The 10786-nt window shown below is 66.1% G+C and carries 12 protein-coding genes; 9 read left to right on the top strand and 3 right to left on the bottom strand.

What is annotated here, in order from left to right:
• Positions 1-453: 453 nt before the first annotated feature.
• Positions 454-1719: an SGNH/GDSL hydrolase family protein gene (locus tag C7H84_RS19740; RefSeq protein WP_121860357.1), complete on the bottom strand. Its 1266-nt coding sequence runs from the start codon at positions 1717-1719 to the stop codon at positions 454-456.
• A gap of 199 nt (positions 1720-1918) precedes the next feature.
• On the opposite strand from C7H84_RS19740, the gene paaA reads away from it, so the two are divergent.
• From paaA to C7H84_RS19700, 8 genes are all read left to right on the top strand, one after another.
• The gene (gene paaA, locus C7H84_RS19735; RefSeq protein WP_121860356.1) at positions 1919-2917 is read left to right on the top strand and encodes a 1,2-phenylacetyl-CoA epoxidase subunit PaaA; all 999 of its coding nucleotides are present in this window, start codon (positions 1919-1921) and stop codon (positions 2915-2917) included.
• Positions 2918-2953: 36 nt separating this feature from the next.
• The gene (paaB, locus tag C7H84_RS19730; RefSeq protein WP_006752453.1) at positions 2954-3238 is read left to right on the top strand and encodes a 1,2-phenylacetyl-CoA epoxidase subunit PaaB; all 285 of its coding nucleotides are present in this window, start codon (positions 2954-2956) and stop codon (positions 3236-3238) included.
• 10 nt (positions 3239-3248) lie between these two features.
• Positions 3249-4052 carry a 1,2-phenylacetyl-CoA epoxidase subunit PaaC gene (gene paaC, locus C7H84_RS19725; protein WP_121860355.1) on the top strand — a complete coding sequence of 268 codons (804 nt, stop codon included), beginning with the start codon at positions 3249-3251 and terminating at the stop codon, positions 4050-4052.
• A gap of 25 nt (positions 4053-4077) precedes the next feature.
• Positions 4078-4641: a 1,2-phenylacetyl-CoA epoxidase subunit PaaD gene (paaD, locus tag C7H84_RS19720; RefSeq protein WP_121860354.1), complete on the top strand. Its 564-nt coding sequence runs from the start codon at positions 4078-4080 to the stop codon at positions 4639-4641.
• A 31-nt stretch (positions 4642-4672) separates the two neighbouring features.
• Positions 4673-5812, top strand: coding sequence for a 1,2-phenylacetyl-CoA epoxidase subunit PaaE (paaE, locus tag C7H84_RS19715; RefSeq protein ID WP_121860375.1), 1140 nt, complete (start codon positions 4673-4675; stop codon positions 5810-5812).
• A gap of 129 nt (positions 5813-5941) precedes the next feature.
• A complete protein-coding gene (locus tag C7H84_RS19710; protein ID WP_121860353.1) occupies positions 5942-6757 on the top strand; it encodes a DUF1835 domain-containing protein in 816 nt (271 codons plus the stop codon).
• Positions 6758-6778: 21 nt separating this feature from the next.
• A complete protein-coding gene (locus C7H84_RS19705) occupies positions 6779-7384 on the top strand; it encodes a TetR/AcrR family transcriptional regulator (protein ID WP_121860352.1) in 606 nt (201 codons plus the stop codon).
• A gap of 235 nt (positions 7385-7619) precedes the next feature.
• Positions 7620-8267 carry a GNAT family N-acetyltransferase gene (locus C7H84_RS19700; RefSeq protein WP_121860351.1) on the top strand — a complete coding sequence of 216 codons (648 nt, stop codon included), beginning with the start codon at positions 7620-7622 and terminating at the stop codon, positions 8265-8267.
• 87 nt (positions 8268-8354) lie between these two features.
• Here the strand turns inward: C7H84_RS19700 and C7H84_RS19695 are convergent, their stop codons facing one another.
• Positions 8355-8879, bottom strand: a complete 525-nt coding sequence (locus C7H84_RS19695; RefSeq protein ID WP_121860350.1) for an Lrp/AsnC family transcriptional regulator — start codon at positions 8877-8879, stop codon at positions 8355-8357.
• 211 nt (positions 8880-9090) lie between these two features.
• Between C7H84_RS19695 and hppD the strand changes: the two genes are divergently transcribed.
• Positions 9091-10188: a 4-hydroxyphenylpyruvate dioxygenase gene (gene hppD, locus C7H84_RS19690; RefSeq protein WP_121860349.1), complete on the top strand. Its 1098-nt coding sequence runs from the start codon at positions 9091-9093 to the stop codon at positions 10186-10188.
• A gap of 148 nt (positions 10189-10336) precedes the next feature.
• On the opposite strand, the gene C7H84_RS19685 is transcribed toward hppD, so the two are convergent.
• Entirely contained in the window at positions 10337-10531 is a 195-nt protein-coding gene (locus C7H84_RS19685) for a hypothetical protein (protein WP_121860348.1), read from the bottom strand.
• Between the last annotated feature and the right edge of the window lie 255 nt (positions 10532-10786).

The following is a 10786-nucleotide window of genomic DNA, read 5'->3' as shown; positions in this document are numbered from 1 at the left end:
CTATCTGATCCGAAGATCAGCTCGCTTCCATCAAGCGCCCACACTTATCGGCTGTTAATTTTTAAAGAGCATTTCTGCGAGAAACTTCGTGTTTCTCAGCAGCGCTGCGTTTTCAGCAGCAGAGAAGCGAGATTATGAACCGTGTTTTCCAGTTCGTCAACAACTTTCTGAACTACTTCGTTGCGACGGCTGGGGTTCAACTCCGTGTGCGCCGGGGCTCTACAACCTGTCCCCAACAACACCGCTTCCCTTCTTCCCTCGCGCTGCGTTTCCGTTAGCGCGAAAGAGGCGTGATTCTATGCACCCGCTCTCACCTGCGCAACCCCTTTGTGAAAATATTTTGAAAAACCCCCGTGCGCTGCCGCGCACGGGGGGTTCGGGTGAGATCGGCTACGCGCAGCGCGCGGAATCCCCAAGCGGCGGGAAGTTCGTCGCTCTATATATGTAGCCCGTTCACTTGCCGCCAACCGCAGCCTGCAGCCGCTCCACCGGCACCGCGTCCGCCATCGCCGCATAACCGGCGTCGCTCGGATGAATGCCGTCGCCGCTGTCGTACCGGCGCTGCAGCACGCTCGGACGCGCCGGATCGCGCAGCGCCGCGTCGAAGTCGACCACACCATCGAAGCCGCCGCCGCTCCGAATCCAGCGGTTCACCTCGAGGCGGAGCGCCTCACGCCCGGCCGGCAGCGCCGCCGGCGTAAGCGTCGCACCGAACACCTTCACGCCCTGGCGGTGTGCTGCCTCGATCAAGCGGCGATAGCCGTCGATCAACGACGCGGCCGTGACCTGCGTATGCGGGTTGTCGCAATCGAGCCCCGCATGCGGCGGCATCGCCGCGAAGTTGATGTCGTTGATACCGATCAGCACGATTGCCGCCTTTACCCCCGAGCGCGACAGCGCATCGCGCTCGAACCGCGACGCCAGCGACGTGCCGTAGCACGCCGAATCGCTGAGCAGCCGGTTGCCGCTGATCCCGAGATTCACCACGCCGAGCGCGTCCGTACCCGCGGCGCTCAGTCGGCGCGCGAGCGCATCCGGCCAGCGATGGTTGCGGTTCAGGCTCGAGCGCAGTCCGTCGGTGATCGAATCGCCGATCGCCGCGACACTCGCCCGCGCGGTACCGGCCTCGACCGCCAGCTCGGACACCCATGCATATTGGGTAAAGCGCGTGCGGAACGCATCGGCGCCCGGATCGTTCACGTGATCGCCGGGCGCCGATACGCAATTGACCTGGTTCGACACGCGGTGCCAAACGGTCATCCGCTGGTTCGCGCCCATCCGGAGACTGATCGCATAGGGGCGCCCGGCCGTCACGTCGATCGCCACCGGATCGCTTTCGAGTTCCTGGCCCGGTGCGAGCGTCACCGACGCCTTGCCGCCGAAGCGCACGGCGGCGCTCGTGCCGTCGGCGAGCGCCGCGCCGTCACCTGCGCGAGCCAGACCGGCCGCATCGATCACCAGCGGCGCACGACCGTATGCATTGCTCACGCGGATCCGTGCGGCATGTCCCGATACCGTCGGGTAGACGATCTGCCGGACGGTCCGGCCGGCCACGTCGGGTGCGCGATAGAGCGGCGGCGGCGCAGCGAGGTCGGGGATCGGCTGCAACGCGGTCGCCCACGCGGCGACCCACCCGGCCGGCGCGGCCGAGACCGCGAGCGGCGACAGGAACACGGACGCGCCCAGCACGGTCGCGACGAAACTGCTTCGAAATGACATCGGCGAAATCCTCATCGGAAAGCGGGCATTGTGCCGCAGAAGCCGCCGACATCAAGCGCCGGACCACCCTCCGGGGTGCGATCGCGCCCCGACGCCCCTCGTTTACCCGAGTCTCACCGCAAATCCGCAAGAAATTTATTAACCGACCGGTCGGTTGGTTTATACTTCGCACACATTCAACCGGACGAGAATCTCCGCCATGTACACGCAATCCCTCGACATCCCCGGCAACGTCGCGCCGCTCGACGCCGCAGCCGAGTCGCCCGAGCAGGCGCGGTTCGACGCGGTCATGGCCGCGGACGGCAAGATCGAGCCGCAGGACTGGATGCCCGACGCCTATCGCAAGACGCTGGTCCGCCAGATCTCGCAGCACGCGCACTCGGAAGTGGTCGGCATGCTGCCGGAAGGCAACTGGATCTCGCGCGCACCGAGCCTGAAGCGCAAGGCGATCCTGCTCGCGAAAGTGCAGGACGAAGCCGGCCACGGCCTCTATCTATATAGCGCAGCCGAAACGCTCGGCGTATCGCGCGATTCCCTGATCGATGCACTGCATGCCGGCAAGGCGAAATACTCGAGCATCTTCAACTACCCGACGCCGACCTGGGCCGACGTCGGCGTGATCGGCTGGCTCGTCGACGGCGCCGCGATCATGAACCAGATCCCGCTGTGCCGCTGCACGTACGGCCCGTATGCGCGCGCGATGATCCGCGTGTGCAAGGAAGAGTCGTTCCACCAGCGCCAGGGTTTCGATGCGCTGCTGTCGATGATGAAGGGCACCGACGCGCAGCGCGCGATGGTCCAGCAGGCGGTGAACCGCTGGTGGTGGCCCGTGCTGATGATGTTCGGCCCGAGCGACGCCGATTCGGTCCATAGCAGCCAGTCCGCGAAATGGGGCATCAAGCGGATCTCGAACGACGATCTGCGGCAAAAGTTCGTCGACGCGACGGTCGACCAGGCGAAGGTGCTCGGCGTGACGCTGCCCGACCCGGACCTGAAGTGGAACGACGCGCGCGGCCACCACGACTACGGCACGATCGACTGGGATGAATTCTGGCGCGTCGTCAACGGCGACGGCCCGTGCAACAAGGAGCGTCTCGCGACCCGCGTGAAGGCGCACGACGACGGCGCCTGGGTGCGCGAAGCCGCGCTCGCGCACGAAGCGAAGCGCCGCGCCCGCGCCGAACAGCACGCCGCCTGAGCGGCAACCATCGAATACAGGATTCAGGAGAGAGTGATGAACAAGGAATGGCCGATCTGGGAAGTGTTCGTGCGCAGCAAGCAGGGCCTCGACCACAAGCATTGCGGCAGCCTGCACGCGGCCGACGCGTCGATGGCGCTGCGCATGGCGCGCGACGTCTACACGCGCCGCCAGGAAGGCGTGAGCATCTGGGTGGTGCCGTCGTCCGCGATCACCGCATCGGATCCGGCCGAGAAGGCCGAGCTGTTCGAACCGGCGGGCGACAAGATCTACCGTCATCCGACGTTCTACACGCTGCCCGACGAAGTCAACCACATGTAACGCCCGCGCCATGACGATCACGCCCGAACACCTCTCCTACGTGCTGCGCCTCGCGGACAACGCGCTGATCCTCGGTCAGCGCAACGCCGAATGGTGCGGCCACGGCCCGATCCTCGAAGAAGACATCGCGCTCACCAACATGAGCCTCGACCTCATCGGCCAGGCCCGCATGCTGTACACGCACGCTGCCGAACTCGAACGCCAGCTCACCGGCGCGGCGAAGACGGAAGACGATTACGCGTACTTCCGCACCGAGCGCGAGTTCGCGAACTTCACGCTCGCCGAGCTGCCGCACTACGGCCCGATCGCCGGCACCGCGCACGCCGACAAGGACTACGCGGTGACGATTGTGCGCAACTTCCTCTATGCGACGCTGATGCTGCACGTATGGAGCGCGCTCGAAACGTCGACGGACGCGCAGCTCGCCGCGATCGCCGCGAAATCGGTGAAGGAGACCCGCTACCACGTGCAGCACGCACGCGAATGGCTGGTGCGCCTCGGCGACGGCACCGACGAATCGCATCGCCGCGCGCAGGCCGCGCTCGACTACCTGATTCCGTACACGCGCGAATTCTTCGCGGCCGACGCGATCGACGAGGCCATCGCCGCATCGGGCATCGCGCCGGCACCGGCCGCGCTCGAAGCCGCCTGGCGCGCGGACGTGGACGATGCGCTCGCCGAAGCGACGCTCACGCTGCCGGCGCCGGTGCAGCACGTGAGCACCGGCAAGCAGGGCGAGCACTCGGAGCACATGGGCTACCTGCTCGCGGAAATGCAGAGTCTCGCGCGCCAGCATCCCGGCGCGTCCTGGTAACCGGCCGACCCAACGGAACCCGACGATGTCCGTCCAGACCACCGCCCCCGCCAACGCCGCGCCCGCCGCGCACCGCAACGATCCTTTGCTCGCGCGTGCGTGGGACGTGCTCGAAGCGGTGCCCGATCCCGAAATCCCGGTCGTGTCGATCCGCGAACTCGGCATCCTGCGCGACGTCCGTCTCGCGGACGACGGCCTGCTCGAGGTCGTGATCACGCCGACCTACTCGGGCTGCCCGGCGATGTCGCAGATCGCGGAGGACATCGCCGCGGCGATGCACGCCGCCGACCTGCCGCCGCATCGGATCGAGACGGTGCTCGCGCCGGCGTGGACGACCGACTGGATCACGCAGGAAGCGCGCGACAAGCTGCGCGCGTACGGCATCGCGCCGCCCGTCGGCCAGTGCGGCAGCGCCGCGCCGCGGGAGAACGTCGTGCGCTTCGTGCCGCGGCCCGTCGCCGCGCCCGTGTGCCCGCGCTGCGGCTCCGCGAACACCGAGCGTCTCGCGCAATTCGCTTCCACGGCCTGCAAGGCGCTGTATCGCTGCGTCGACTGCCGCGAACCCTTCGACTACTTCAAACCCTACTGAGATGAAACAGCCCCCACGCTCACTTCGCTCGCTGCCCCCCGAGGGGGCGGACGCCCCCGTTGGGGCGGCCCGGCGGGGGTCGTCGTCGACCCCGCAATTTCACCCGCTGCGTATCCGCGACGTGCGGCCCGAGACCGCCGACGCCGTTACCGTCTCGTTCGACGTGCCGCCGGAGCTGCGCGACGCGTACCGCTTCACGCAGGGCCAGTTCGTCACGCTGAAGACCCACATCGACGGCGAGGAAACGCGCCGCTCGTACTCGATCTGCGTCGGCACGACCGACTACGACCGCGACGGCGAACTGCGCATCGGCATCAAGCGCGTGCGCGGCGGCCGCTTCTCGAACTTCGCGTTCGACTCGCTGAAGCCTGGCCACACGATCGACGTGATGACGCCGGACGGCCGCTTCTTCACGCACCTGAACGCCGATCACGGCAAGCAATACGTCGCGTTCTCCGGCGGGTCGGGCATCACGCCGGTGCTCGCGATCGTGAAGACGACGCTCGAGCTCGAGCCGCGCAGCACGTTCACGCTGATCTACGGCAATCGCAGCGTCGACGCGATCATGTTCGCGGAGGAGCTCGAGGACCTGAAGAACCGCTACATGAACCGCTTCGTCCTGTATCACGTGCTGTCGGACGACCTGCAGGACGTCGAGCTGTTCAACGGCGTGCTCGACCAGGCGAAATGCGCGGAATTCCTCGCGACGCTGATGCCGGCCGACGCGATCGACGAAGCGTTCATCTGCGGCCCCGCGCCGATGATGGACGCAGCCGAAGCCGCGCTGAAGGCGGCCGGCGTGCCGCCGGCGAAGGTGCACGTCGAGCGCTTCGGCACGCCGCTGCCGCAAGCCGGCGCGCCCGTCGTCGAGATCACCGACCAGACGCCGGCCGCCGATCTCGAAATCGTGCTCGACGGCAAGAAGCGCAAGCTGCGTCTGCCGTACGAAGGCGTGAGCCTGCTCGACGTCGGCCTGCGCGCGGGCCTCGCGCTGCCGTACGCGTGCAAGGGCGGCGTGTGCTGCACGTGCCGCGCGAAGGTGGTCGAAGGCGAAGTCCGGATGGAGAAGAACTACACGCTCGAGGAACACGAAGTGAAGGACGGGTTCGTGCTCACGTGCCAGTGCCACCCGATCAGCGACAAGGTCGTCGTGAGCTTCGACGAGCGTTGAGCGTCGCCGCACCGGCGCGGCGCGCCGGTTTCTCGTCGTCACACATCTCGCTTACACTAGGGGCCGCCGGCCGGCTGGGCGTCATCGCGTCCGCCCGTCCGGCGGTTTTCTTTTGTTGACGACAGGCCGATGAGTACCATTCACGTGATTCAGGGCGGCACCGCCGCCGCGTCGCTGCGCGAGGCCCTCGCGCTAGCCGGACGCGACGAGCGCGTCGTCGAATTGCTCGACGATCTCGCCGTCGGACCGCTGAAGGGCGCCGACGAGACGCCCGACACCCGAGCCGCCTTCTGGCACCGCGTGCTCGGCGATCAGGTTCCCGACTGGAATGCGGAAGTCGAAGGCGAGTTCGCCCGCCTCGACCAGCTCGCGATGGATACGGCGCAGGTGGTGGTCTGGCACGCACCGAGCGTCGGCGACAAGCTGCTGCTGCGCCGCGTCGCCTATCATCTGCGCAACGTGCCGCAGCGCCTGAACGAGGTGCGGCTGTCGGCTGCGGATCTCGACGCGCCGGCGCGCGCGGCGCTGACCCGCACCGACCAGGCCTGTTCGACGGGGATGTTCTCGCCGGCGGCACTCGCACGCAAACGACCGATGGCCGCGCCGATCTCGGTGCTGCGCATCGGCCGCCTCGCACTCGAATGGCAGGAGGCGAAGCACCTGAATGCCGAGCTGCGATACTGGGTCAGCAACACGATCAAGAGCGGCCAGTACGCGGACCTCGACGCGCTGATCGTCGCGCACGCGCAAACCGGCTGGCTGCCCGCGCGACGCGTCGTCGGCGGGATCATGGCCGGCGCCGACCGCGGCGGGCTGTTCGTCAGCGACTCGATTGCCTGGTGGCGTTGCCGCGAACTCGCGGCGGCCGGCCGGCTCGAGGTGCAGGACGACGCGCCGGCCGCCCTTTCTTCCACGCAGGTGCGCGCGGCAGCCGCGCCCCGCTAACGCTACTCTTTCGCATCAACCATGGCCCGTACCCGAGCGCCCGACCACGAATCCCAGCGCGAGCAGATCCTCGATCTCGCCGCCGAGAAATTCGCGCAAACGAGCTACCCGAGCACGTCGATGTCCGATCTCGCGACCGCGAGCGGCACGTCGAAGGCACGCCTCTATCACTATTACGAGAGCAAGGAAGCGATCCTGTTCGACCTGCTCGACCGCTACACGAAGCGGTTGATGCTGATCATCGCCGAGGTCGAAGGCGCGAGCCAGCGGCGCGGCCTCAGCGAGCGCGACGCTTTCGCGGAACTGGTGCGTGCATTCCTCGCCGAGTACGAGACGTCGCACAGCCGCCACGTCGCGCTGCTCAACGACGTGAAGTATCTGGAGGATGCGCAGCGCGAGATCGTGCTCGACCGCCAGCGCGACATCGTCGCTGCATTCGCGCGCCAGCTCGCGCGCGCCTATCCCGACCGGATCTCGAAGGACAACCAGACGTCGGTCACGATGATGGTGTTCGGGATGATCAACTGGACGTTCACGTGGCTCAAGCCGGGCGGCCGCCTCGGCTACCGCGATTTCGCCGAACAGGTGATCGACCTGATGGAACGCGGGCTGTCACCGGGCGCATGATTGCCGCGCAGCAGCATGCGTTGCGCGGAGGGCACACTGCGACAGCCCGCCGCGCGTTTCATATGATGAATTTTAAATCTGTTTAAAATCAAACAGATATAGAATGAACTAAGCAGATTTAGAATTTCCCTTCAGGACAAACAACGTCAAATCCGGGTTTTCCCTTACCCTCCTCGGGTAGAATGCTGCTGCATCGCACAAGCAGTTTGTGCAGCTACACACTGAGGAACCCACGATGAACACGCAACTCAAGCGCCGGGCCGCTGCTGTCGGCCGCGCCGGTACTGCGCCGGTTCTCGTCAGGGAACTGGCTTCCAAAGACCGTGAGCGCATGCTCACCCACTTTCTCTCGCTCGACGAAGAGGACCGCCTGCTGCGCTTCGGCCAGATGGTGCCCGACCACGTGATCGAGAACTATGTCCGCACGATCGACTTCGGTCGCGACACCGTGTTCGGCGTGTTCGACCACACGCTCGAACTCATCGGCGTCGGCCACCTGGCGTACCTGCCCGCCGAAGGCGACAAGCGCACGGCCGAATTCGGCGTGTCGGTGCTCGAAAGCGCGCGCGGCCGCGGCGTCGGCTCGAAGCTGTTCGAGCGCGCGGCGATCCGCAGCCGCAACACACAGGTGACGATGCTGTACATGCATTGCCTGTCGCGCAACGCGACGATGATGCACATCGCGAAGAAGTCGGGGATGCGGATCGAATACGCGTACGGCGAAGCCGATGCGTACCTGTCGCTGCCGCCTGCCGACCACTCGACGATCCTCGCCGAGATGCTGCAGGAACAGGCCGCGGTGTTCGACTATGCACTGAAGCGTCAGGCGCACCGCACGTCGAAGTTCATCGAATCGCTGATGCCCGCCACGCTGGCGGCGTAACATCTGCCGACCGGGCCGCCCCGCGGGCGGGCCCGGCGTGTTTTCCTTTCCCTCCTTCCCTCCTTCCCTCCTTCCCGCCGCGTCGCGCTAGCGCACCGATCGAATCGGCAACGCGGTCGTCTCCTTGAAGCACTCGAGCGAGAAGCTCGTCTTCACGTCGATCACCGACGGATGGTGCAGCAGATGCTCCTGCACGAAGCGGGAGAAGTGCGCCATGTCCTCGACCTGCACGCGCAGCAGGTAATCCATGTCGCCCGTCATCGCGTGACACGCGACGACTTCCGGCCAGGTCTGCACGGCCGCGCGAAACAGTTCCGCGTGGGTCGCGCCCGCGCGCGCCGACGTCTCGTCGGGCCGCAACGGCGCGACACCGCCGCGCTTCTCGAGCCGCACACTCACGTACGCGAGCAGATCGAGCCCCAGTTTCTGCGGATCGAGCAGCGCGACGTAGCCGGTGATCACACCGATTTCCTCGAGCCGCCGGATCCGCCGCAGGCACGGGCTCGGCGACAGGTTCACACGCTCGGCGATCTCCTGGTTCGACAGGCGGCCGTTCTCCTGAAGAATCGCGAGAATTCGCCGGTCGATGGCATCCAATTCGGCGTGCGCCATTTTCTGCCCTCTGATGATAAATGCGAGACTGGAAATTGCGCCATCGTAGGCACGGGCGGTTAATTTCGCAAGTTTACGCTCTCCCCTGCCCGCTACACTTTGTCGCATGGAACGTGCGTTGCGCACACCGCGCCACGCATCCCCTTCGACATGAACCGGCCGGGCCCCCCACATCGTCCCGATCGATCGCACAACACTCAGGAGACACGGCATGCAGATCCCCAACTGGGACAACCCCGTCGGCACCGACGGCTTCGAATTCATCGAATACACCGCGCCGGATCCGAAAGCGCTCGGGCAACTGTTCGAACGGATGGGTTTCACCGCGATCGCACGCCATCGCCACAAGGACGTGACGGTCTACCGCCAGGGCGACATCAACTTCATCATCAACGCCGAACCCGATTCGTTCGCGCAACGCTTCGCGCGCCTGCACGGCCCGTCGATCTGCGCGATCGCGTTCCGCGTGCAGGACGCCGCGAAGGCGTACCAGCACGCGCTCGAACTCGGCGCGTGGGGCTTCGACAACAAGACGGGCCCGATGGAGCTGAACATCCCGGCGATCAAGGGCATCGGCGATTCGCTGATCTACTTCGTCGACCGCTGGCGCGGCAAGAACGGCGCGCAGCCGGGCTCGATCGGCGACATCAGCATCTATGACGTCGACTTCGAGCCGATCGCCGGCGCGAATCCGAACCCGGTCGGCCACGGCCTCACCTACATCGACCACCTGACGCACAACGTGCATCGCGGCCGCATGCAGGAATGGGCCGAGTTCTACGAGCGCTTGTTCAACTTCCGCGAAGTGCGCTACTTCGACATCGAAGGCAAGGTGACGGGCGTGAAGTCGAAGGCGATGACGTCGCCGTGCGGCAAGATCCGGATTCCGATCAACGAGGAAGGCTCGGACACGGCCGGCCAGATCCAGGAATACCTCGACGCGTACCACGGCGAAGGCATCCAGCACATCGCGCTCGGCACGAACGACATCTACGGCGCGGTCGACGGCCTGCGCGGCAAGGAAGTGAAGCTGCTCGACACGATCGACACGTATTACGAGCTGGTCGACCGCCGCGTGCCGAACCACGGCGAATCGCTCGACGAGTTGAAGAAGCGCAAGATCCTGATCGACGGCGCGCGCGACGACCTGCTGCTGCAGATCTTCACCGAGAACCAGATCGGCCCGATCTTCTTCGAGATCATCCAGCGCAAGGGCAACCAGGGCTTCGGCGAGGGCAACTTCAAGGCGCTGTTCGAATCGATCGAGCTCGACCAGATTCGCCGCGGCGTGGTGCAGGACAAGGCCTGACGCGGGCGAACGCGCGGAAGGTATCCGGCGCTACGGGTGCGGGTCCCCGCGCGCACCGCGGCACAAAGAAAAAGGGCGGGAATCTCGCGATTCCCGCCCTTTTTCCGTTTTGATCGCTGCGGCGCAGCCTGGCGGCCGCGCGAACGGATCAACGCACCTTCACCTTCGATACGACGGCGCGCGCGGCCACCGGCTGCGCGTCGGCGTCCTGCGCCGGCGCGATCTGACGCATCTGCGCGCCGGCTGCCGCCAGCGCGCTCGCGCCTCGCGCGTGCACCGGGCCGGTCATCGCGAAAAACGCGGCGGACACGATCAGGAAACTCTGGATATGACGTGTGTTCATTGCACCTCCTTTAAAACTGCCGGCGCCTCCCCGGTTGTGTCGACACGGGCCGACGCGGCCGGGCACCTCCGGCAGGCCGACAAGATTAACGGCATTTGTACGAAGAAGGGGCCAGCTTTACATGCTTTTACATGATGTAACCCTGCCCTGCGTGCGTCTTCGCCGCTGTCGCGCGCCGCACCGGACGGTGGCCGGCGGGTTTATCCCAGTGCTACCATCACTCAAAACCGGCCAATATGCCGGCCACTGCCGACA

It is taken from the genome of Burkholderia sp. Nafp2/4-1b, assembly GCF_003635165.1.
Classification (GTDB): Bacteria; Pseudomonadota; Gammaproteobacteria; order Burkholderiales; family Burkholderiaceae; genus Burkholderia.
The sequence above is the reverse complement of the archived record's forward strand: the minus strand, read 5'-3'. Positions and strand labels throughout refer to the sequence as shown.

Excerpts from the sequence above, each read along its gene's own strand:
- C7H84_RS19740 (WP_121860357.1), bottom strand. The coding sequence starts at position 1,719 with ATGTCATTTCGAAGCAGTTTCGTCGCGACCGTGCTGGGCGCGTCCGTG.
- paaA (WP_121860356.1), top strand. The coding sequence starts at position 1,919 with ATGTACACGCAATCCCTCGACATCCCCGGCAACGTCGCGCCGCTCGAC.
- paaB (WP_006752453.1), top strand. The coding sequence starts at position 2,954 with ATGAACAAGGAATGGCCGATCTGGGAAGTGTTCGTGCGCAGCAAGCAG.
- paaC (WP_121860355.1), top strand. The coding sequence starts at position 3,249 with ATGACGATCACGCCCGAACACCTCTCCTACGTGCTGCGCCTCGCGGAC.
- paaD (WP_121860354.1), top strand. The coding sequence starts at position 4,078 with ATGTCCGTCCAGACCACCGCCCCCGCCAACGCCGCGCCCGCCGCGCAC.
- C7H84_RS19710 (WP_121860353.1), top strand. The coding sequence starts at position 5,942 with ATGAGTACCATTCACGTGATTCAGGGCGGCACCGCCGCCGCGTCGCTG.
- C7H84_RS19705 (WP_121860352.1), top strand. The coding sequence starts at position 6,779 with ATGGCCCGTACCCGAGCGCCCGACCACGAATCCCAGCGCGAGCAGATC.
- C7H84_RS19700 (WP_121860351.1), top strand. The coding sequence starts at position 7,620 with ATGAACACGCAACTCAAGCGCCGGGCCGCTGCTGTCGGCCGCGCCGGT.
- C7H84_RS19695 (WP_121860350.1), bottom strand. The coding sequence starts at position 8,879 with ATGGCGCACGCCGAATTGGATGCCATCGACCGGCGAATTCTCGCGATT.
- hppD (WP_121860349.1), top strand. The coding sequence starts at position 9,091 with ATGCAGATCCCCAACTGGGACAACCCCGTCGGCACCGACGGCTTCGAA.
- C7H84_RS19685 (WP_121860348.1), bottom strand. The coding sequence starts at position 10,531 with ATGAACACACGTCATATCCAGAGTTTCCTGATCGTGTCCGCCGCGTTT.